Annotated in this window: 18 protein-coding genes, 4 tRNA genes and 1 other annotated feature; of the genes, 13 read left to right on the forward strand and 9 right to left on the reverse strand. The window is 44.8% G+C overall.

Going from position 1 to position 22842, the window contains the following annotated elements:
- Nucleotides 1-49: 49 nt before the first annotated feature.
- The 5 genes from trpCF to R8O10_RS06570 form a co-directional block, all read right to left on the reverse strand.
- A complete protein-coding gene (gene trpCF / locus R8O10_RS06550; RefSeq protein ID WP_054577043.1) occupies nucleotides 50-1489 on the reverse strand; it encodes a bifunctional indole-3-glycerol-phosphate synthase TrpC/phosphoribosylanthranilate isomerase TrpF in 1440 nt (479 codons plus the stop codon).
- A gap of 13 nt (nucleotides 1490-1502) precedes the next feature.
- A complete protein-coding gene (gene trpD / locus R8O10_RS06555; RefSeq protein ID WP_054701255.1) occupies nucleotides 1503-2513 on the reverse strand; it encodes an anthranilate phosphoribosyltransferase in 1011 nt (336 codons plus the stop codon).
- Nucleotides 2514-2550: 37 nt separating this feature from the next.
- Complete coding sequence (locus R8O10_RS06560; RefSeq protein ID WP_054577683.1) at nucleotides 2551-3159, reverse strand: aminodeoxychorismate/anthranilate synthase component II; 609 nt, start codon at nucleotides 3157-3159, stop codon at nucleotides 2551-2553.
- A gap of 16 nt (nucleotides 3160-3175) precedes the next feature.
- Nucleotides 3176-4741, reverse strand: coding sequence for an anthranilate synthase component 1 (locus R8O10_RS06565; protein WP_033905669.1), 1566 nt, complete (start codon nucleotides 4739-4741; stop codon nucleotides 3176-3178).
- A 126-nt stretch (nucleotides 4742-4867) separates the two neighbouring features.
- Nucleotides 4868-4971: a sequence feature (Trp leader region), on the reverse strand.
- Nucleotides 4918-5043 carry a trp operon leader peptide gene (locus R8O10_RS06570; RefSeq protein ID WP_005376787.1) on the reverse strand — a complete coding sequence of 42 codons (126 nt, stop codon included), beginning with the start codon at nucleotides 5041-5043 and terminating at the stop codon, nucleotides 4918-4920. (Overlaps the previous feature by 54 nt.)
- A 95-nt stretch (nucleotides 5044-5138) precedes the next feature.
- On the opposite strand from R8O10_RS06570, the gene rnm reads away from it, so the two are divergent.
- Nucleotides 5139-5996, forward strand: a complete 858-nt coding sequence (gene rnm, locus R8O10_RS06575) for an RNase RNM (protein ID WP_005386777.1) — start codon at nucleotides 5139-5141, stop codon at nucleotides 5994-5996.
- Nucleotides 5997-6055: 59 nt separating this feature from the next.
- Nucleotides 6056-6676, forward strand: coding sequence for an L-threonylcarbamoyladenylate synthase (locus tag R8O10_RS06580; RefSeq protein WP_005376791.1), 621 nt, complete (start codon nucleotides 6056-6058; stop codon nucleotides 6674-6676).
- A 91-nt stretch (nucleotides 6677-6767) separates the two neighbouring features.
- Here R8O10_RS06580 and R8O10_RS06585 read toward each other — a convergent pair whose 3' ends face one another.
- On the reverse strand, nucleotides 6768-7478 hold the full coding sequence (locus R8O10_RS06585; protein WP_005376796.1) for a calcium-binding protein: 711 nt from the start codon (nucleotides 7476-7478) through the stop codon (nucleotides 6768-6770).
- 566 nt (nucleotides 7479-8044) lie between these two features.
- On the opposite strand from R8O10_RS06585, the gene rluB reads away from it, so the two are divergent.
- Entirely contained in the window at nucleotides 8045-8983 is a 939-nt protein-coding gene (gene rluB, locus R8O10_RS06590; protein ID WP_005376798.1) for a 23S rRNA pseudouridine(2605) synthase RluB, read from the forward strand.
- Between the two features lie 187 nt (nucleotides 8984-9170).
- Here rluB and R8O10_RS06595 read toward each other — a convergent pair whose 3' ends face one another.
- Together R8O10_RS06595 and yeiP are read right to left on the reverse strand one after the other, a co-directional pair.
- Nucleotides 9171-9491, reverse strand: coding sequence for an HI1450 family dsDNA-mimic protein (locus tag R8O10_RS06595; protein ID WP_005376800.1), 321 nt, complete (start codon nucleotides 9489-9491; stop codon nucleotides 9171-9173).
- Nucleotides 9492-9493: 2 nt separating this feature from the next.
- A complete protein-coding gene (gene yeiP, locus R8O10_RS06600) occupies nucleotides 9494-10060 on the reverse strand; it encodes an elongation factor P-like protein YeiP (RefSeq protein ID WP_005376801.1) in 567 nt (188 codons plus the stop codon).
- Nucleotides 10061-10254: 194 nt separating this feature from the next.
- On the opposite strand from yeiP, the gene R8O10_RS06605 reads away from it, so the two are divergent.
- Complete coding sequence (locus tag R8O10_RS06605) at nucleotides 10255-11022, forward strand: nucleotidyltransferase domain-containing protein (protein ID WP_150919069.1); 768 nt, start codon at nucleotides 10255-10257, stop codon at nucleotides 11020-11022.
- On the opposite strand, the gene R8O10_RS06610 is transcribed toward R8O10_RS06605, so the two are convergent.
- A complete protein-coding gene (locus tag R8O10_RS06610) occupies nucleotides 11019-13382 on the reverse strand; it encodes a DNA polymerase II (protein WP_150919067.1) in 2364 nt (787 codons plus the stop codon). The genes R8O10_RS06605 and R8O10_RS06610 overlap by 4 nt on opposite strands.
- Before the next feature lie 427 nt (nucleotides 13383-13809).
- Between R8O10_RS06610 and uvrY the strand changes: the two genes are divergently transcribed.
- The 9 genes from uvrY to R8O10_RS06655 all read left to right on the forward strand — a co-directional run bounded on the left by uvrY (nucleotide 13810) and on the right by R8O10_RS06655 (nucleotide 22830).
- Nucleotides 13810-14454, forward strand: a complete 645-nt coding sequence (gene uvrY, locus R8O10_RS06615; RefSeq protein ID WP_005386783.1) for a UvrY/SirA/GacA family response regulator transcription factor — start codon at nucleotides 13810-13812, stop codon at nucleotides 14452-14454.
- Nucleotide 14455: 1 nt separating this feature from the next.
- Nucleotides 14456-16288, forward strand: a complete 1833-nt coding sequence (gene uvrC / locus R8O10_RS06620) for an excinuclease ABC subunit UvrC (RefSeq protein WP_203345909.1) — start codon at nucleotides 14456-14458, stop codon at nucleotides 16286-16288.
- Nucleotides 16289-16334: 46 nt separating this feature from the next.
- Complete coding sequence (gene pgsA, locus R8O10_RS06625) at nucleotides 16335-16892, forward strand: CDP-diacylglycerol--glycerol-3-phosphate 3-phosphatidyltransferase (RefSeq protein ID WP_005394805.1); 558 nt, start codon at nucleotides 16335-16337, stop codon at nucleotides 16890-16892.
- 462 nt (nucleotides 16893-17354) lie between these two features.
- Nucleotides 17355-17428, forward strand: a tRNA-Cys gene (locus tag R8O10_RS06630).
- Nucleotides 17429-17464: 36 nt separating this feature from the next.
- A tRNA-Gly gene (locus R8O10_RS06635) sits at nucleotides 17465-17540 on the forward strand.
- Between the two features lie 77 nt (nucleotides 17541-17617).
- Nucleotides 17618-17704 (forward strand) — tRNA-Leu (locus R8O10_RS06640).
- Between the two features lie 13 nt (nucleotides 17705-17717).
- Nucleotides 17718-17793, forward strand: a tRNA-Gly gene (locus R8O10_RS06645).
- Nucleotides 17794-18690: 897 nt separating this feature from the next.
- On the forward strand, nucleotides 18691-21567 hold the full coding sequence (locus R8O10_RS06650) for a pyridoxal phosphate-dependent class III aminotransferase (RefSeq protein ID WP_318191237.1): 2877 nt from the start codon (nucleotides 18691-18693) through the stop codon (nucleotides 21565-21567).
- Nucleotides 21568-21585: 18 nt separating this feature from the next.
- Entirely contained in the window at nucleotides 21586-22830 is a 1245-nt protein-coding gene (locus tag R8O10_RS06655; RefSeq protein ID WP_012841628.1) for a carboxynorspermidine synthase, read from the forward strand.
- Nucleotides 22831-22842 lie beyond the last annotated feature (12 nt).

Here is a 22842-nt window from a genome sequence, read left to right on the forward strand (position 1 = left end):
CGTATTTTTCGCTACGAATAGCTTTAAATTTTTTAGCTGATATCCAGCTTTAGTAGTTGCGAATAGCAGTGAATGCCGCGAGCAACTTCTGTGAATCTTTTTTGCCTGGTGCGCTTTCTACACCAGAGTTTAAATCTAATCCCAAGCAACCTAGTGTCGCTGCTTGTTGAGCATTTTCTGGCGACAGTCCGCCCGCTAGCATAATTTGACTTGGGTCGCCGATCAGTGACCAGTCGAACACTTGACCGGTTCCGCCAGTTTGAGTGCCAACTTGCGCATCTAATAAATGGCGATCAATGTTGTCTGCTAGCAGTTCTGGCTTGGCATCAGTCACGCCGTAAGCTTTCCAAATTTCTACCGTTGCTGGCAGTTCGGCTTTGAGTTGGTTTACGTAAGCTTGGTCTTCTTGACCGTGCAGTTGCACCGCTTTTAAACCCAAAGAGGTGACGACAGAAGCAACAAAATCGATATCGTGATTTTGGAAAACGCCCACGTAGTTCAGTGGAGCACCGCTCATGGTTAAGCGAGCACCTTCAAGGTCAACCGCACGCTTCGACTTCTCGACAAAAATCAGGCCACCAAATACTGCGCCAGATTGATACGCTTTTGCTGCGTCATCTGGATGCGTTAAGCCACACACTTTGTTTTCGCCTAACGTCACTTTACGTACAGCAAGTTCTAGGTTGTCTTCCGCCATCAGTGAACTACCGATCAAGAAGCCGTCTGCGTATTCCGCTAAATCACGAACTTGTTGATGTGTATAAATGCCAGATTCTGAGATTACTGTTGCGTTAGGAGCCAGTTCGCGAATGGTCGGTGCCAGTTCTTTAGTACGATTCAAATCAGTACTTAGGTCGCGAAGGTTACGGTTATTAATGCCGATAACGCGTGCGCCTAGCTTAACTGCACGATGAAGCTCTTCTTCGTTGCTGACTTCGGTCAAGATACCCATGTTCAGGCTGTGCGCTGCTTCCTCTAGCGCTTTGTACTCTTCGTCATTGAGGACAGACAGCATTAGCAAGACAGCATCAGCACTGTAATGACGCGCTAGGTAAACTTGGTAGGTATCTACCATGAAGTCTTTGCACAGAACCGGTTGTTTGACTTGACCACGCACTTGAGGAAGAAAGTCAAAGTTACCTTGGAAGTACTTCTCGTCTGTTAGGACTGAAATCGCATCAGCATGGTTGTTGTAAACCGATGCAATGTAATCCAAGTCGAAGTGATCACGAATCAAACCTTTAGAAGGAGATGCCTTCTTACATTCGGTGATGAAGGCCGTCTTTTCGCCACTCAGAGCATCGTAGAAGCTGCGGTCCGATGGCAGCAAATCAGACTGAAATGTGCTTAGCGGTTGAGACACCTTACGGTCTGCTACCCACTGATATTTGTCGCGGACAATTTTCGCCAGTACTTCTGCCATTTCTGCTTCTTTCTTAGAAACGTGTTCAGACAGGTTGTCAGCTTGCTGAGTGTTGAAGTCAGTCATCTTCTTCAATTCCTTAAGCGTGTGCGGCAAGTTGTTGTACCAATTGGTACGCCTTGCCTGAATTCATTGCCTCAATCGCTTGTTGCGTGTTGGCTTTTAAATCTTCGTGGCCGAATAGACGCATTAGCAGAGCAACGTTTACTGCCACTGCACCCAACTGTGCGTCTGTACCTTTACCCGTCAGAATATTGGTAATGATTGCTTTGTTTTCTTCAGGATCGCCACCTTTGATTGCTTCTAGTGGGTGCGCTTCTAGACCGAAGTCTGCAGGCGTTAATTTGTATTCTGTGATCTTACCGTCTTTGATTTCGGCAACGGTTGTTTCACCGTGAATTGCTACTTCGTCCAAACCACTGCCGTGTACTACAGCGGCGCGCTTCATACCCATTTGTAGCATGGTTTCTGCGATAGGACGAACCAGTTCTTCACTGTAAACGCCCATCAATTCGATGTTAGGACGAGCAGGGTTAATCAGTGGGCCAAGAATGTTAAAGATGGTGCGTGTTTTCATGGTTTGACGCACTGGCATCGCATGGCGCACACCACCGTGGTATTGAGGTGCAAATAGGAAAGCAACACCGATATCGTCTACCGCTTTGCGCGTATCTTCTGCGCTCATAGCTAGGTTGATACCAAATGAATCAAGAAGGTCAGAAGAACCCGATTTGCTTGAAACGCTGCGGTTACCGTGTTTCGCTACTTTTAGACCACATGCTGCAGCAACAAACGCCGCAGTGGTTGAAATGTTGATGGTGTTGTGACCGTCGCCGCCAGTACCTACGATATCCGCGAAATCATAATCTGGACGAGGGAATGGGTTTGCGTTTGCCAGCAGTGCTTTCGCCGCGCCTGCAATTTCATTCGGCGTTTCGCCTTTGATTTTTAGTGCAGTTAGTGCTGACGCCATCAAAATTGGGTCTAGTTCCCCACGGATAATGATGTCGAATAGCTGTTGGCTCTCTTCCTGAGTAAGCGATTCTTGCTCGTACAGTTTGGTAATAATAGGGTTGATGATTGCTTCCATATTTCCTCTCCTAAATTTCTTATGTGCCAAGTGCTTTTTAAGCAGTGAGTGGGTTCGCTGAAGTTTGTTCTTCAAGTGCCCATTCGATGGCATTGGCCAACAGTGTTGCTCCGTAGGTCGTCATAATAGATTCCGGGTGGAACTGGAACCCGCAAACTTTATCTTCTTCATGTACAACAGACATTACCAAATCATCCACTTCTGCTGTGATGGTTAGGCTCTCAGGAACCTTGGTCGCAACCAGCGAATGGTAACGTGCAATTGCAAGTGGTGATGGTAGGTTCTGGTAAATCGCATGGTTTTGGTGCTCCATCATAGAGACCTTACCGTGAATGATTTCGCCCGCGCCAGCAACGGTGCCACCGTAAGCTTCAACAATCGCTTGGTGACCAAGACAAATACCGATCATCGGCACTTTGCCTTTCATGCGTTGGATAAGCTCAGGCATTGAGCCTGCCTCTGACGGTGCACCAGGACCTGGTGACAGCAGAACCACCGGGTTTTCAAGCTCGTTTATCGCTTGTTCAATGGTTTCTGCTGGAATGTTGTTTCGGTAAATCTTGACTGAGTGACCTAGCGAGCGGAATTGATCCACAAGGTTGTAGGTGAACGAGTCAAAGTTGTCGATAAAAATGATATTAGCCATCTCTGAACCCTATTCCTTATTGTGACTTATGCGCTGCTTGGATAGCAGAGATTACCGCTTGTGCTTTGCCGCGCGTTTCGTCTGCTTCCGCTTGCGGATCAGAGTCGAACACCACGCCTGCACCAGCTTGAACTTGAGCAATGCCGTTTTCTACGTAAGCTGAGCGAATGACGATACACGTGTCGAGTGTGCCTTCACCAGTTAGGTAACCAACCGCACCGCCGTAGCTACCGCGACGTGCGCCTTCTACATCGCGAATCAACTGCATTGCGCGAATCTTTGGTGCACCAGTGAGCGTGCCCATGTTCATACAAGCTTGGTATGCGTGCAGTGCGTCTAGGTCTTCACGCAGTTGACCAACCACACGAGACACCAAGTGCATTACGTGGCTGTAGCGGTCGACTTTTAGAAGGTCTGCTACGTGGCGAGTACCAGCTTGAGCAATACGAGCGACGTCGTTACGTGCCAAGTCAACCAACATCATGTGTTCTGCGTTTTCTTTCATGTCGGTGCGCAGTTCAAGTTCGATGCGGCTGTCTAGGTCGAAATCAATCTCGCCGTTAGGGCGCTTACCGCGGCGACGAGTGCCTGCGATTGGGTAGATTTCAATTTGGTTGGTATCGGTTTCATACTTAAGCGCGCTTTCTGGTGATGCGCCAAACAGAGTGAACAGCTCATCTTGCATGTAGAACATGTAAGGGCTTGGGTTACTTTGTTTCAGTTCTTTATAAGCAGCCAGTGGAGAAGGACAAGGTAGAGTGAATCTACGAGACGGTACAACTTGGAATACATCGCCTTTCACTACGAACTCTTTTAAGTCGCGAACGGTTTGGCAGAAGTCTGCATCAGACACGCTAGGTTCTACCGTTACATCTGTTATTTGCTCTGCACTCGGCAACAGTTTTGGCGCTGCACATTGGGCGCTAATTTCTGCAATACGAGTCTCTAACGCTGTTTTCTCTGAACCATCAACAAACAACGTCGCTTGAAGCTGGCAAGATTCCGTTTGATGGTCGACAACAAGTAGTGTTTCCGCGACGTAGAAAACGTAATCTGGACACTGATTTGTTGCTTCGGCATTACCAAGCGGCTCAAAGTTTGCGACTAAGTCGTAGGCAAACAGACCACCAAGGAAAATTGCGTGTTTGTCTTGCTGTGAAATATCAAAACTATGCTGAACCAAACGCAGCGCATCGAAAGAAGAGGCTTCACGTAGGCGAGAGTCTTCATCTAACGTGTCGCATGGCTGGTTAAACTGCAAAGTTAGCGTTTCGCCATCGAACTTGCTCTCAACGTCACCACGGATGTTCTGGTTTAGGTGAGACAGTAGGTTTTTACCGTTATTGGTCAAGGCGTGCATGCTAACGGTATGGCCGAAGCAAACAATGCGAACCGCTGAATCTACGATCAGCAGGGATTTTAAATTTTGCTTTGAATCGATCTCAGCAGATTCCAGCAATAGGCTGTCAGTTTTGTTCTCACATAGTGTGTGGAACAAGCGAGTCGGGTCTTGAGTATAAGGGACGGAAGCCGTTAGCACTTCAAGCTGTCCAAGTTTCTTAATTTCAATGGCCTTGTTCACAAGACCTCCTTGTAGCTGTTTAAATCTTCCTGCCGTACATAGTCGCATAAAGCAAACGTTCTCCCAATCTAGAGTTGGCTATATTCGATTAATGTTTAGGCAGTTGAATGTGAAATGAGCAACAAAACAAAAAAGCCCGCTTAAGTAGCGGGCTTTACAACGTTTGGTTCTATAAACTAGAAGTATACGTTTGCCCACCAAGAACTAGTCCAAGTGCGCCACCAAGCAAGATCTGATGAGTTTGCCTTATTAAGACAAACCGCAACTTTCGCTTTTTGGTTTTGGTTAAATTCTTGTAACATGGTGAACCTTAAATTACGTACTTTGTATTTGTGTACTAGTTAACTAGTGCGAGAGTAAAAAGTCAACCCCAAAACGGCATTAAAACGATAAAAATATGAGAATTGATTTACATAGTCACACCACTGCATCGGACGGTCGGTTAGAGCCTAAAGATTTAGTGGAAAGGGCGCTGAGTTTTGATATCGAGGTTTTGGCGATCACTGATCACGATACGGTTGACGGTTTGGCGTTAGCTAAGCAATACGTTCAAGATAATAATTTGCCGATAAAAATCATCAATGGCATTGAGATATCGACCGTCTGGCAAAACAAAGACATTCATATTGTCGGCCTGAATATCGATCCGGAAAATGAACAATTATCTGCCCTCATAGAACAGCAGAAGCAGCATCGCATAACACGATCTGAGTTAATTGCAGAGCGACTACAAAAAGCAACTCGAGTAGGTGTGCTTGAAGAGGTAAGGCAAATCGCCGGTGATGCTCCAGTGACAAGAGCGCATTTCGCGAAATGGTTGGTAGATAATGGTTACGCAAAAACCATGCAAATGGTGTTTAAAAAATACCTAACGCGTAATAACCCAGGTTATGTACCACCGAATTGGTGTTCGATGAAGGATGCGGTTGATGCTATCCATGCGGCTGGTGGAATGGCGGTATTAGCGCATCCTGGCAGATATAAGTTGACAGCGAAGTGGATTAAGCGTCTTCTAGCAGCGTTTGTCGAAGCAGGTGGTGATGCGATGGAAGTTGCACAGCCACAGCAAGCGCAACAAGAAAGGCGCAACTTGGCTGATTATGCTATACAATACAAACTATTAGCCTCTCAAGGCAGTGATTTTCACTACCCATCACCGTGGATGGAGCTAGGAAGGAACCTATGGTTGCCTGCTGGCGTCGAACCAGTTTGGAAAGATTGGGGAATAGATCCTTCGTTGAATAATACTCAGTAATACGAAGTCGAGAACCCATAAAAATATAGAGCCGAGAGGCTCGATAATGAGGAATTACAATGAGCCAGTTTTTTTACGTTCACCCAGAAAACCCACAGGCTCGCTTGATTAATCAAGCAGTAGCAATCATTCGTAACGGCGGCGTTGTGGTTTACCCTACTGATTCAGGGTACGCACTTGGCTGTCAGTTGGAGAACAAACAAGCACTGGAACGAATCTGTCAGATTCGTCGTCTGGATGATAAGCATAACTTTACTTTACTGTGTCGTGATTTGTCGGAGCTTTCTCTCTATGCGCGAGTGGATAACTCTGCATTCCGACTGCTGAAAAATAACACACCAGGTCCTTACACCTTCATCTTCAAAGGCACAAAAGAAGTGCCGCGTCGTTTGATGAATGCAAAACGTAAGACCATCGGTATCCGTGTCCCAGACAATCAAATTGCCTTGGACTTGTTGGAAGCATTAGGTGAACCGATGATGTCTACGTCGTTGATTCTACCTGGCAGTGACGTAACAGAATCTGATCCAGAGGATATTCGCGATAAACTAGAACATGCGGTTGATGTGATTCTTAATGGCGGTTACCTAGGTGAACAACCTACGACTGTAATTGACTTTAGCGAAGGTGAACCTGTTGTAGTTCGTTTGGGATCAGGTGACCCTGCACCATTCGAATAGTAGACGCACCACCGCCAAACAAAATAGGAGGCATCGCGCCTCCTATTTTAGTTGTCATATCGAATATCTCATTGAACTTAACTGATTGAGGTTAAGCAAAATCGAAAATGTCGATACCATTTTGTTCTGCATAGTTGATGTATGCAGAGCTCACACCGTTTAGTGTCACTTCAACATTGTATTCATCACTTGAGAATACTGCCCAGCCACATTCATTGTAAGATAAAGTCAGATCATCCGCTGAATCCAAGAACGTATCTCGAATGCCATCGTTATCAGTGTCTCGGCCCATATCAAAGACAAGTTTGTCATGGAAAATATTAAAATCGACAATGTCGGCTTTGACATCAATATCGTTGGAAGATACTGGCTGATCAGGTACACCAATAGCCAGGCGGTTTGTAAGCACGAAGGTGTCGTCTCCACAGCCACCGCTCAGTACTGATTCACCATCACCAACAACGAGGGTGTCGTTACCCCAGCCACCACTCAAGTAGTTGTTGCCTGAATAATCAAAAATTGTGTCGTCGCCACAGCCACCAAAGAGTTTGTCGTTTCCTAATCCTCCGGATAGGAAATCGTTTCCAAAGCCGCCAGAAACAAAGTCGTTACCTCGGCCACCAAGCAAGGTATCATCTCCCCAGCCACCGAAGACAATATCATTACCTCCGTATCCTACAAACTTATCATCACCACAGAAGCCGAAGAAAATATCGGTTGTTTCAGAGCCTTTTGTGCCTGTCATATCGTCATCTTGAGATGTCCCAAAAATCCAATTTAGGTCGAGATTTAGCATAGACATTGTTCTATTCCTTTTTGTCTGATTTATGCCAATCGCCGAGAGTGCAGAGCGAACCTAGAGAGTCAGAGTACACGATAGCATTAGTGTTATTTTTTGATGTGAACTAATGACTTAAAGACAATTTTTGTCTTGCTACCCACGACCTTGTTTTGCTATGAGCGCTCATTGTCTGCGGTGATTGGTATTACTTAGCAGCAAACAGGGACGGCTTATTCTTCGTTGCTTTCTAGCAATACGAACAGTAAACACACCCCAAGTGGTTATTGTTGTAACCCTGACAATTTTATCAGGTACAGCGTGGTTAAAGTGGTTCAGGAAGACCGATATTAGTGGGATTCTCGTTGAGCAATGCCTGCATTAAGTAGTAAAAAAGTTGCAGAATAGGACAAATATTTCGGTCATTTTTGAAGTGAATTTTGGTGTGGAGAATGGCGCCGATTTAGCTTACATTAACTAAGAAAGTTACGTATAATGTCCGACCGAAAAATCCCACTGAAATGGGTAAATAGCAAAATGCAGACCAATCCTGGTCTAGACGTCTGTGAAGACGACACATAGGTAGATAAATGAGCGAAAAGTTACAAAAAGTATTAGCACGTGCTGGTCACGGTTCTCGTCGTGAGATTGAATCGTTAATTAAATCTGGTCGCGTTAGCGTGAACGGTGTAGTCGCTAAGCTTGGTGAAAGACTTGAAGACGAGAGCAGCGTAGTTCGTATCGATGGTCACATTGTCTCTGCAAAGATTCAAGAAGAAGTGATTTGTCGTGTACTTGCGTACTACAAACCTGAGGGTGAACTGTGTACTCGTCACGATCCAGAAGGTCGTCGTACTGTTTTTGATCGTCTGCCAAAAATTCGTGGCTCTCGTTGGATTTCAGTTGGTCGTCTGGATGCGAACACTTCTGGTCTTCTACTTTTCACAACGGATGGTGAACTGGCGAACCGCTTAATGCACCCAAGCCGCCAAGTTGAACGTGAATACTTAGTACGTGTGTTCGGTGAAGTAACTGAACAGAAAGTTCGTAATCTAGTAAAAGGTGTTGAACTGGAAGACGGTTTAGCTCGCTTTGAAGATGTTGTTTACGCGGGTGGTGAAGGCATGAACCACACGTTTTACGTTGTTATCAATGAAGGTCGTAACCGCGAAGTTCGTCGACTATGGGAATCGCAAGAGTGTACCGTTAGCCGTCTGAAACGTGTTCGTTACGGCGACATCTTCTTAGACAAGAAACTGCCTCGTGGCGGTTGGATGGAGCTTGACCTGAAAGAAGTAAACTACTTGCGTGAGCTTGTAGAGCTTCGTCCAGAGAAAGAAACCATGCTTGATCTGAACAAAGACAACACGTCACGCAAACGTGAGCGTGCACGCAGCCAAAAAATTCGTCGCGCAGTTAAGCGCCATGAAGAGCGTGTTAACACGCCAAAAGGTCGCAGCAACAACCCTTCTCGTCGTAAGCCGAAGAAGACTGCTGGTGACCAAGGCGCACGCAACAAGCATCGTTAATCGATAGCAAAACATCAGAAAGGCTTGCCAATTCGGCAAGCCTTTTTCTTATCTGTTACATAACAAAAGGATCTAAAGCCTATATAGAGCAGGGTGCTTTGTATAAACATATATCTCAGCTAGACGAAAACAACAGATAAAAAAATACCAGCACTAGGCTGGTATCTTTGTTCATGATGAAGAAACGTTAATCGCGTTTCCAAAGCATATGGCAGAACTTATGTTCAGGGTCTCGGCTGATTAGCATACGAGCAAATACGTCATCAAGAACGTCATTTTCCTCATTTACTAGGCCGATACGAACCTCTGCATATACTTCTTTGTCGATCTCGAAGCCAACATGTTCAACCCAGTCATCACCGGTTTCAACAAGTTCTGCGGCACCACGATCTTCAAATTGCGCAGTAAACAGAATCACGTCAGCAGGCTCTAGGTTATCTGGAGCCATCTCAAGGAAAATGTCGTACGCTGCGTCGATGACGTCGTCGTAAGAAATCAAATCAGACATGCTTATGCTCGGCTCATGTATTTACGTTCAGCTGTGTTAATGATAACACGGTCACCAGTTGCAATGTACTCAGGAACCTGGATGACAAGACCTGAAGCGAAGCGTGCTGGTTTAGTACGAGCAGATGCAGAAGCACCTTTGATTGAAGGGTCAGTTTCTTCAATCACTAGCTCAACAGAAGATGGTAGTTCAATACCCACTGCAGCACCGTTAACAAGGATAATGTGGATACCTTGTGTATCTTCGTTGATGAACAGCATGTCGTCTTCAACTTCATTGTGCTTGAATGTGTATTGTGAGTAGTCTTCGTTATCCATGAAGATGTGCTCATCGCCGTCAGCGTATGAGTACACAACTGCACGTTTGTTCATTTCTACCGTTTCAACAACGTCATCAGACTTGTAACGCTCATCTACACGTGCGCCCGTGTTTAGATCTGTACAACGCATTTTGTAGATTTTAGCGCCGCCACGACCGCCAGGAGTCGTTACTTCGATGTCTTTAACGAGAAGAGTTTTACCATTAGACTCGATTGCGAAGCCTTTTTTGATTTCACTTGCCTTTGGCATTGTATATTCCTATTCATACTTATTAAGCAAAACTCGGTGATTATAGCGCTAAGTTAGCCGCCTAGCATTAAAATTCATTGCAGAAATTTGTTGTTACTCCCATGACTAAACACCTGAATGGACTTGATTCGGTGAGTCGGCTAAGAGAACATATAGCCCAACTTCTTGAACCATCTGAGAACACGTTTTAAGTCATGTCTCTGCCTGTTATCGATCCTAAACAACCATTTCAACCAGAGTTTGCGCCTTTAATTAGGGAAGTCACCGCTTGTCTCAAAGGTGGATTGGGGCAAAACTTACACAGCGTTTATGTATACGGTAGTGTTGCTCGTAAAACAGCGATCGTTGGGAGGTCGAACTTAGACCTGGTTGTCGTTACTCAATCATCCTTTGATCACAATCGCGCGACTTTGCTCAACACAATTAAGTGGCGTGCGCAGCAGAGTTACCCTCACGTTAATGGTGTATCGGTCCGTACAGCCTTAGTGAGCGAAGTTGCTAATTTAGATAGTATTTTCACTTGGGGCTTTATGCTTAAGCATTGCTGTGTCTGTGTTTATGGTGATGATCTAGCAGACTGTTTTGGTGATTACGTCCCAAGTTGGGAAATTGCTAAGCACTGGAATATGGATGTGGAAGATTGGATTACGGCTTATCGCAAAAAAATCGTACAAGCGAAGACGATAGAAGAGCAGGTGGCCGCCCAGCGCGTGATTGCTAAAAAGTTACTAAGAGCGTCATACTCTTTGGTGATGTATCGAGATAAACGTTGGTTTGATGACCCCGTAGAGTGTGGCAAGGTATTCTTAACTTATCATCCTGAAAAGCAGCTTGAGATCGAGCGGCTAGAAATTTTACTTTCTGGCCGGGGGATTCCCAAGCGTTCTGTTATCGGGCTAATTGATGCGTTTGGTGATTGGTTAGTCAAACAGTACCAGAAAACAGAGTTTCGTATCGGCTAAAACAACCCCATTTGTGGCGCTGAAAGCCTGTCAAAGTCCGTCCCAATGAAAGGGAGAATCGCATCTGCAACGGGTTTGAGTTGTTTATCAATGTAATGTTGATAATCAATCGGGCTATTGAGGTACTCATAAGGTTCAGGGCCGTTCACGGTAATAATGTATTCAATTCGTCCTTTGTTTTGATACTGTAATGGGCGGCCAAGCTTGGCATTTATCTCATCCGCTAAACGAGCTGCGCGCACTTGTGGCGGGACGTTCTTCTGATACTCATGCAGTTTTCTGCGCAGTCGCTTTTGATACACCAACTGTTCATCAAATTCACCGTTGTTAGTTTTCTCAACCATCTCTCGGACATAGTCGCTTGGATCTTCACCATGGAAAATCATGCTATAGAGTGTATTTTGAAATTTCTGAGCTAACGAGGTCCAGTCAGTACGGGCACTTTCTAACCCTTTAAATACAATCCGTTCTTGCTCTCCTTCACCGATTAAACCCGCATAGCGCTTTTTCGAGCCAGTTTCTGCGCCACGAATCGTTGGCATAAGGAATCTGCGATAATGGGTTTCATACTCGATTTCCAACATAGATGTTAGGTTGTACTCAGAACGCAGGTGTTCTTGCCACCAAGAGTTGATGTAATCAACTAATTGATTTCCAACAGCGTCAGCTTCTACTTGACTGTATGGTCGATTCAACGACACGAATGTGGAATCCGTATCGCCGTAAATCACTTGATATCCTTGCTCCTCAATCAGCACCTTAGTTTGCTTCATGATTTCATGTCCGCGCATGGTAATACTAGAAGCTAACCGAGTATCAAAGAAACGACATCCCGATGAGCCCAGTACGCCATAAAAGGAGTTCATGATGATTTTGATTGCCTGAGAAAAAGCTTTTTCATTGTTCTTCTTTGCAACATCACGTGCTGCCCAAAGCTTTTCAATCATTTCTGGTAAAAAGTGTTTCGTACGATGGAACTGCCCACCGCGAAAGCCAGGTACAGCCTGATTTTCTTCTTTTCCAATATCGAGCAATAACCCTTCAACTAAACCCATAGGATCAATCAAGAAAGAGCGAATAATCGATGGATATAGACTCTTAAAATCCAATACTAAAACAGAATCATATAGGTTAGGGATGGAGTCCATCACGTAACCGCCTGGGCTAGCAATCCAATTTTCAGGGTGTAGGTTCGGAGCAACGTAGCCTGCTCGGTGTATCTGAGGCATGTATAGGTTTGTGAATGCTGCAACCGAACCGCCGACACGATCCAGTTCGACACCAGTGAGACGAGAGCGCTCTATTGCAAAGTCAAGCAGGTGAGTGTGATTGAAAATCTTATTCACTAACACGCAGTCTTGTAAATTATATTTAGCCAGCGATGGTTTGTCGGAGCGGTACATACGATTGATCTCATCCATGCGGTCATGCACGTTGTGGATTTCTTTACCTTCCCCCAAGAGTTCTTGAGATACAGACTCTAATGACCAAGATCGAAAGTGGTAAGTAGCCGTTTTTAGCGTATCGATACCATCCATCACAACTCGCCCGGGAATGGAGATAAACCCTTGTTGGCTTTGAGATGAACTTCTAAAAAAGCTGGCTTGGTCTGCTCTGCCAAGCATTAGCTTCATGTTGTGCCATTCTGCTCGTTTGTGTAGCAGACGAAAGTCAAAATCAATGACATTCCAACCGACAATGACATCGGGGTCGAATTTTTTAAACCAATCGATGAGTGCTTCTAGAAGCGCTTTTTCATCCTTAGCCCATTGTATCGGTGTCTCCGAAGGTTCTGGTTCTCCGATCATGATAACGCGGGAATCCATGACGCTGTCTAATCCGATTGAGTAAAGAATGCCTTTCTCAGAGCATTCTAGATCTAACGAGACAACGTTTAACTTCGGCTCATATTGCCCCGCACGGCATTTTGCGCTCTGGACGCGTTGGTAGCCATTGGTGCGAGTCACATTGCCTGTAAACTCGATACTGCCTTTGATAAAACGCTCCATTAGGTAGCGATCGGCGAGGCGAATATCACTTTCATACGTAGTGATATCTTTTTGAGCGAATGTGTCTTTGAGTGCGAGAGCGTCTCTGGTTACATTGGTATAGCAGGCAGCAAGAGGCGTATGTTCAAACGTTTTGAGATCCAAAAGGCGGATGTCGACGAATATGTTTTTTTCTCGTGCGAGTGTCTTTGCTTGCTCTGAGTGTTTCTGAGCGATGAAAAATACTGGCTTCTCACCATTAATAAGTAACTGAGTAGGACCTGCTTCTGTCGAAAGCCACAGCTCGATTTGAGTTTGACCTTTGATGTCTCGTGCCTGTCGAGTTAGCAGGAAGCCTTGTTGAATATTCAAATGTGAGAAACCTTAGAAAACTTGAAGAACGTTAGTTTAACACTAAGAACTGTAAAAATAACCAGTAAAGAAAGCGTCTCAAATTTTTGCTGGAATTAGTGATTACAAGTTAGTCTTTGGTGCAAGAGGGACAGTGTCATTTTAAGTTATAGCGTGTTTCTCTGGGCAATATGAAACCTAGTTACTTGATTTATTGTACTTAATGTTGTTAATTGTCTTCTCTTAGATTTCGGTTCTGCTCATCACGCTCTAAAATAATAGAGTGGTTTATGAATAAGTTCTTGCTAAAGTTTGCGTTTCAGCACATATTCATAGAAAGCAATTTTTTGTCGATTACGTTAGTATATAGGCAGTCATACTGATATCCACATTTAACAAATAATGGTTATGTGGGTGCAGAACCAATACAAAGTGTGGAGATACAAGTTTGATAAATGTTTTCCTTGTAGATGATCACGAGCTGGTTCGCACAGGGATACGACGTATTATTGAAGACGTCCGTGGAATGAACGTAGCAGGAGAAGCTGACAGCGGTGAAGATGCAGTAAAATGGTGTCGCAGTAATCATGCTGACGTCGTTTTAATGGACATGAACATGCCAGGAATTGGCGGCTTGGAAGCCACTAAAAAAATTCTTCGCGTGAATCCTGATGTGAAAATCATCGTACTTACCGTTCATACAGAAAACCCGTTTCCAACCAAGGTGATGCAGGCAGGTGCGTCTGGTTATTTAACCAAAGGTGCTGGCCCTGACGAAATGGTGAATGCGATTCGTGTAGTTAATAGTGGGCAGCGTTACATCTCGCCAGAGATTGCGCAGCAGATGGCATTGAGTCAATTTTCTCCAGCCTCTGAGAACCCTTTTAAAGACTTATCCGAACGTGAATTGCAGATCATGCTTATGATCACCAAAGGCCAAAAGGTAACGGATATTTCTGAGCAACTTAATTTAAGTCCAAAGACAGTCAACAGCTATCGCTACCGACTCTTTAGTAAATTGGACATTAATGGTGACGTTGAGTTAACTCACTTAGCGATTCGCCACGGAATGCTGGACACCGAGACCCTTTAGCGTGAATCCTCCTTTCGATTCGGCTTCCTTTCTCAAGACAGTAACTCATCAGCCCGGCGTTTACAGAATGTACAACGCCGAAGCTGTTGTAATCTACGTAGGTAAAGCCAAAGACCTTAAAAAGCGCCTTTCAAGCTACTTTCGAAAAAAAGTAGACAGTGAGAAAACTCGCGCGCTTGTCAGTAATATCGCCAAAATAGACGTCACGGTGACTCATACTGAGACAGAAGCGCTGATCTTAGAGCATAACTACATCAAGCAGTATTTACCGAAATACAATGTGTTGCTGCGAGATGATAAGTCTTACCCTTATATCTTTATTAGCGGTCATAAGCACCCACGGCTTTCTATCCACCGTGGCGCCAAGAAGCGCAAAGGTGAATATTTTGGCCCCTACCCAGATTCTGGTGCAGTAAGAGAAACATTGCATTTGCTGCAAAAGATATTTCCTGTGCGCCAGTGTGAAGACACTGTCTATTCCAACCGAACGCGCCCATGTTTGATGTACCAAATTGGTCGTTGTGCAGGACCATGCGTTAATACCATCATTTCTGATGAAGAATATGCAGAGTTGGTTGGCTTTGTGCGCATGTTTTTGCAAGGCAAAGATCAGCAAGTACTCAAACAGTTGATTGAGAAAATGGAAGATGCCAGTCAGCAATTGCGCTTTGAAGATGCCGCTAAATTTCGCGATCAAATCCAAGCGATTAGGCGTGTTCAAGAGCAGCAGTACGTCTCAGAAGACAGCATGGATGATATGGATGTACTCGGGTTTGCTCAGGAGAATGGTATCGCGTGTATCCATATCCTGATGATACGCCAAGGCAAAGTGCTTGGTAGCCGTAGCCATTTTCCGAAAATCCCACAAAATACAAGCCAGCAGGAAGTGTTCGATAGTTTTCTGACTCAATACTATTTGAGCCATAACGAAGCACGTACAATTCCTTCTCGTATTATTTTGAATCAAGAGTTGGCAGAAGATATTGCGCCAATACAGAAAGCGTTAAGTGAAGTGGCAGGCCGTAAGGTTCATTTTCATACGTCGCCAACTGGCTCTCGAGCAAGGTATCTCAAGCTTTCGAACACGAATGCACTAACGGCGATTACCACCAAAATCAATCACAAGATGACGATTAATCAGCGTTTTCATGCGCTTCGCGAAACATTGAAGTTGGAGTCTATAGCTCGAATGGAATGTTTTGATATCTCCCATACGATGGGGGAAAGCACGATTGCGTCATGTGTGGTGTTCAACAACGAAGGCCCCGTAAAGCAAGAGTATCGTCGCTACAACATTACTGGGATTACCGGTGGTGATGATTACGCAGCAATGGGACAAGCGTTGGAGCGCCGTTATTCGAAGCAATTGGACGTAGAGAAAATTCCCGACATCATCTTTATCGATGGCGGTAAAGGTCAGTTAAATCGTGCGCATGACATCATTTCGCAGTACTGGGGGGATTGGCCAAAGCGTCCTATCATGATTGGTATTGCAAAAGGCGTTACTCGCAAACCAGGTTTAGAAACGCTGATTACAGTCGATGGGGACGAGTTTCATTTACCAAGCGATGCTCCTGCGCTGCATCTTATCCAACATATTCGTGATGAAAGCCATAACCATGCTATAGCGGGGCACCGTGCTAAGCGAGGTAAAACCAGACGTACGAGTGCACTCGAAGGGATTGAGGGAATCGGCCCTAAACGACGTCAGGCGTTACTCAAGTACATGGGTGGGTTACAAGAACTTAAACGTGCAAGTGTCGAAGAAATCGCCAAAGTACCGGGAATAAGTCACTCTTTAGCAGAAATTATTTTCCAAGCATTGAAACAATAAGGAAAATCGCGCAACATTAAGCCGCAATGTGTAAGAGAATAATAAAATGCGTTTGAATATCCCGAACATTCTGTCTCTTCTTAGACTGTTCCTAATCCCTGTTTTTGTGGTTGTCTTTTATCTACCTTATTCATGGGCACCGTTTGCAGCAGCAATGGTGTTTTGGGTAGCGGGTTTTACTGACTGGCTTGACGGCATGTTGGCCCGTAAACTTGGCCAAACTTCTCGTTTTGGCGCGTTTATTGATCCTGTCGCTGATAAAGTGCTAGTGGCAACGGCATTGATTCTAATCACGGAACATTATCATTCAATTTGGGTGACCATTCCTGCGGTAACGATGATTGCGCGAGAAATCATTATCTCAGCATTGCGAGAATGGATGGCTGAAATCGGTAAGCGAGCGAGTGTTGCGGTATCTTGGGTTGGCAAAGTAAAAACTGTTTCGCAAATGTTCGCCTTATGGGTGTTGATATGGCGTTACGATGAATGGATGGTTTGGCTAGGCTTTGCGGCCTTGTATGTGGCAACTTTCTTGACATATTGGTCAATGATTCAATATTTGGCTGCTGCGAAAGACGATCTGTTGAATGAAGAGCACCATTAAATTCTGATGTTAGAAAGCAGGCTTAATAGCCTGCTTTTTTGTATCTAAGACAATCTACAGCATTTTTTGCTTCTCTCGCTTTTCAATGCTTGCTAACGGCCATGCTTACAATTTGTATCTGGGGCTTTTGCTTCGATAGAGTTCCATTTGTGATCTAAGTCTTGTTTTTGTCCTTGGAGAGTCTTAGAGAGGCGAGTCTTCTGATTATTAATACTTCAATGCACGCAACGCACGGCCAGCAGTGTAAGGCGTAGCCAAAGTTTTATGATAAACAAGTGTATTTAAGCGATTTTTAGTATTAAAACTAAGCAATCCATCGTCTTTCGCACAAATTCTAGTCAAACGATTTAAAAAAATAAAAATAGTGTTGACTCGATCGCTCGAATCCGTAGAATGCATCCCGTACCCAAGAGAGCACGGCTCAAAAGGGTGGTGAAAAAGCTTAGCTTTATTCACAAATGAGGCGCCTTGGCAGAGTGGCTATGCAGCGGATTGCAAATCCGTGGACCTCGGTTCGACTCCGGGAGGCGCCTCCATTATTCTTTTGAGAGCGAATGGCTTTCGAGAAAAATGCGACACTAGCTCAGTTGGTAGAGCGCAACCTTGCCAAGGTTGAGGTCACGAGTTCGAACCTCGTGTGTCGCTCCAAATTTTATTGATATGGCATTGGCGATATCAGATGGTGTTTTACTTTTCTGTAAAGGCATCACAAAGAATATTTGTGTGCCCTGGTGGTGGAATTGGTAGACACAAGGGATTTAAAATCCCTCGACGTTCGCGTTGTGCCGGTTCAAGTCCGGCCCGGGGCACCATCTCATATTAAATGCGACACTAGCTCAGTTGGTAGAGCGCAACCTTGCCAAGGTTGAGGTCACGAGTTCGAACCTCGTGTGTCGCTCCAGATTTAAGGCCTAACATGAAAATGTTAGGCCTTTTTCGTATTTTTTGAAAATCTCAAACTTCTTTTCTGTCACAGACTTCGTTAAGTAACGAACCCTTTGTCTCATTGACTCAAGTGATTGTTCATTCTGCCATTGCAAAGCATCTTAGCCATTCCTACTAGTCTATGTTTAAACCATCACTTGTGGAGAATAACCACTCTTGCTCCAGGCAAAGCTGTGACGAGAATGCTATCTTTTTAAATGTTCCGGATATAGAAAGGAATGTTTTATGATTAAGCAGCACAACCTTAAACCTCTGTTGGATGAGGTGATGATATCTCAAGAATATTTGTTTAAATAACAGCTGTTTGAGAGAAGCAGAAAAGCATAGCTCATGAATATGAACATGCGTGTTGCGATGGGGTATGTTTTGTTGTGATTTACATCACTGTTACTAATATGAAAAATCGTTGCCAGAAGATTTTATTTTGTGATAAATTCGCGCGCAATCTCGGAGCGTAATTAACAACGTTTGATCTCTGGGGGATACGCGTAGTGACCATTCAAGCTGATTGTGACACTGCGTAGGGTAGGTATCGGCAAAGCCTTTTGTCGATAGACGGGATACTAATGCTGTAAACGCGGCATATTAATGGGAAACCCAACATTGAAACCTTTGAATAAACACACACTAATCAGCTTCATACTGCCGAAATGTCCTGTTTTACAAAACGGGTGCATTACAGAACCTTGATTAATCCCTTTTACATATAAAGTCGCGAGTATCGTGGCGGATGATCTGTATTTGTCATTTATGCACTGACAAATGCGGAGGGGTATTCACACCTCCTGTAATTTCATTCTAATGATTATTAATACAGGATACAGAATTATTATAATTCAAGGGATTATGTAGTATGAGCACTGCCTTTGAAGTCGATAGCAATATCGCAAACATTTTTTCGTCTCAGGTTCCTATCGTTGAGAGAACGTATGACTTAACGCCAGATCAAGTATTGATTGATCAGGCTGAGCATGAATCTGAAGTACGTTCTTATCCACGTCGTTTGCCGATCGCAATTAAACAAGCCTTTGGGTGCTTGGTTGAAGATACGCGTGGACAGATCTTTCTAGACTGCCTTGCGGGGGCAGGCACTCTAGCTTTGGGGTATAACCATCCTGAAATAAACCAAGCGCTAAAAGAGCAATTAGATTCAGGACTGCCATATCAGACGCTAGATATTGCAACATCAGCAAAAACGACGTTTATTCAATCCGTTAAGTCTTTTCTTCCTCAAGAGTTAAGTGAGAACAGCGTTATCCAATTTTGTGGCCCGTCTGGAGCTGATGCGGTTGAAGCTGCTATCAAGCTCGCGAAACAGACTACTGGTCGCAACACTATGTTTGCCTTCCGTGGCGCATACCATGGTATGACTAATGGTACGATGGGGATGATGGGTAACTTAGGTACGAAAGCTCGTCGAACTGGTTTGATGTCGGATGTGCACTTTATGCCTTTCCCATACAACCTGCGTTGTCCTTTTGGGCTTGGCGGTGATGAAGGTGCGAAAGCAAGCATTCGCTATATCGATCGTCTTTTAAACGATGATGAGTCAGGCATTATGAAGCCTGCCGCGATTATCGTGGAGCCAGTGCAAGGTGAGGGTGGTGTTGTTCCTGCGCCAGCATTCTGGCTACGAGAGTTACGTCGTATTTGTGATGAACACGGTATCTTACTGATCTTCGATGAGATCCAGTGTGGTGTTGGTAAAACTGGCTACAATTTCGCGTTCGAAGAGTCGGGCATTGTTCCAGATATTCTGTGTTTATCAAAAGCAATTGGTGGTGGCTTACCAATGTCGCTATTGGTTATCAACAAGCAACATGATACATGGAAGCCGGGCGAGCACACAGGTACATTTCGTGGTAACCAGCTAGCTATGGTCTCTGGTGCGAAAGCATTAGAAATTATCCAGCGTGATAACCTTGTTGAGCATGCCAATATTGCGGGTCAGTACCTGCGCTACGGCCTTGAAAGTATTCAAAAGCGTGTGAACTGTATCGCAGAGGTTCGTGGCAAAGGTTTGATGCTAGGCGTGGAGATTAAAAATCCAAACGGTGAGCTCAATAAATTTGGTGAACCTCAAGCGGATAGTGAACTCACACTTTCTATTCAACGCGCAGCACTCGAGCGTGGCTTGATCGTTGAGAAAGGTGGACGCGAAGGCGCAGTAATTCGTTTCCTTCCTCCTCTTATCATCTCGTTTGAACAAATCGACTTTGCTTTACGTGTATTTGAAGACGCGATTTTAGCGGCTGGCGGTAGTCACATCGAAACTCAGCCACAAGATGAATGGAAGAAGCATTTCATCCACAGTGGAGAGATGGGCAGCAATGAATTTGCTTCGGTGATGAATCACACTACTACGGCAATGAAGTCAGTGTTTGAACAAGTGACTGCACCGTATTCAGGTATGGATCCAAAAGCATTGGAAGCAGCGATTCACGACGTTGATCTTGATAATGGAAATGCGCCTCTTAAATCCGTTATCGACGATGCTGCTGAGCTGGTCGCGAAAAACGCAATTTTTACTCAACATCCAGATTGTATTGCTCACCTACATACTCCACCGTTGATGCCAGCGATTGCGGCAGAGGCAATGATTGCGGCTTTGAACCAGTCGATGGACTCATGGGATCAAGCTTCATCAGCGACTTATGTTGAACAGAAAGTTGTGAACTGGCTATGCGATAAATACGAGTTAGGTGCAAAAGCGGACGGTATCTTCACGAGCGGCGGCACGCAAAGTAACCAAATGGGTTTGATGCTTGCGCGAGATTGGATTGCTGACAAACTCAGTGCACACTCAATTCAAAAGCTTGGCCTTCCTGAATACGCAGACAAGCTACGTATTGTATGTTCGAAAAAATCCCACTTCACGGTTCAAAAATCAGCGTCTTGGATGGGATTGGGTGAAAAAGCGGTCATGACCGTCGATGCTAATGCCGATGGAACGATGGATGTCACTAAATTAGACGAAGTTCTCAATCAGGCCAAAGCAGAAGGTTTGATCCCATTTGCCATTGTTGGTACAGCGGGTACAACGGACCACGGTGCTATTGATGACTTAGACTTTATCGCCGATATCGCAGCGAAACATGACATGTGGATGCACGTCGACGGTGCATACGGTGGAGCTCTGATTCTAAGTAGCCAAAAAGCGCGTCTGAAAGGTTGTGAGCGTGCACATTCCATCAGCGTAGACTTCCATAAGCTGTTTTACCAAACCATCAGTTGTGGTGCGCTATTGGTAAATGACAAGTCTAACTTTAAATTCCTGCTTCACCATGCAGACTATTTGAACCGCGAACACGACGAACTACCGAACTTGGTGGATAAGTCTATTGCGACAACTAAGCGCTTTGATGCGCTCAAAGTGTTTATGACGATGCAAAGCGTAGGGCCAAAAGCCCTAGGCGATATGTATGATCATTTGCTTGAACAGACGCTTGAAGTGGCGGACATGATTCGAGATAACAAACACTTTGAGTTGTTGGCTGAACCATCACTATCTACGGTTCTGTTCCGCGCGACACATGAATCAGCGGATCTTGATGAACTGAACAAAACGTTGCGCTTAGAAGCGTTAACACGCGGTATCGCGGTATTGGGTGAAACCATTGTCGACGATAAAACTGCATTGAAATTTACGATTTTGAACCCGTGTCTGACGACGGCGGACTTTGAATCTTTGCTCTCAAAAATCAATACGCTAGCGGCAGAGCTAGTTTAACAAAGGTAACGGAAAACTATGGCAATTCTACAGATTGGTGCAGGCGGCGTTGGCTGGGTAGTTGCACATAAAGCAGCACAAAACAACGACGTTCTGGGTGATATCACAATCGCATCACGTACCGTAGGTAAGTGTGAGAAAATCATCGAATCGATTCAGAAGAAAAACAATCTGAAAGATTCAACTAAGAAATTAGAAGCGCGAGCGGTAAACGCGGACGACGTAGATTCTTTAGTTGCTTTAATTAAAGAAGTACAACCTGACTTAGTGATCAACGCAGGTCCTCCTTGGGTGAACATGTCTATTATGGAAGCATGTTACCAAGCTAAAGTGTCATACCTTGATACATCTGTTGCGGTTGATTTGTGCTCTGAAGGCCAACAAGTACCTCAAGCTTACGATTGGCAGTGGGGTTACCGTGAGAAGTTTGAAGAAGCCGGCATTACAGGTATTCTTGGTGCTGGTTTCGATCCGGGCGTAGTATCGGTGTTTGCCGCATACGCAGTGAAGCATCTGTTCGATGAAATCGATACTATCGACGTAATGGATGTAAACGCAGGCGACCACGGTAAGAAGTTCGCAACTAACTTTGATCCAGAAACGAACATGCTTGAGATTCAAGGCGATTCGTTCTACTGGGAAAACGGCGAGTGGAAACAAGTACCTTGTCACTCACGTATGCTTGAGTTTGAATTCCCGAATTGTGGTTCACACAAAGTGTACTCAATGGCGCACGACGAAGTTCGATCTATGCAAGAGTTCATCCCGGCGAAACGCATCGAATTCTGGATGGGCTTTGGTGACCGTTACCTAAACTACTTCAATGTGATGCGCGACATCGGTCTACTCAGCCCAGATCCACTAACGCTTCACGACGGTACGGTTGTTCAACCTTTGCACGTGCTAAAAGCACTACTACCAGATCCAACATCACTCGCACCAGGCTACACTGGCCTAACGTGTATCGGTACTTGGGTTCAAGGTAAGAAAGATGGTAAAGAGCGCAGTGTATTTATTTACAACAACGCTGATCACGAAGTCGCATACGAAGATGTTGAACACCAAGCTATCTCATACACCACTGGCGTACCAGCGATCACTGCGGCTTTGCAGTTCTTCCGTGGCAAGTGGGCAGACAAAGGCGTGTTCAACATGGAACAACTAGATCCAGACCCATTCCTAGAAACCATGCCATCTATTGGTCTAGATTGGCATGTTCAAGAACTGGAGCCAGGACAACCTGTTATCCATAAATTGAAGTAAGAATTTAGCGAC

Source organism: Vibrio sp. 1727 (assembly GCF_033344415.1).
Classification (GTDB): Bacteria; Pseudomonadota; Gammaproteobacteria; order Enterobacterales; family Vibrionaceae; genus Vibrio; species Vibrio alginolyticus.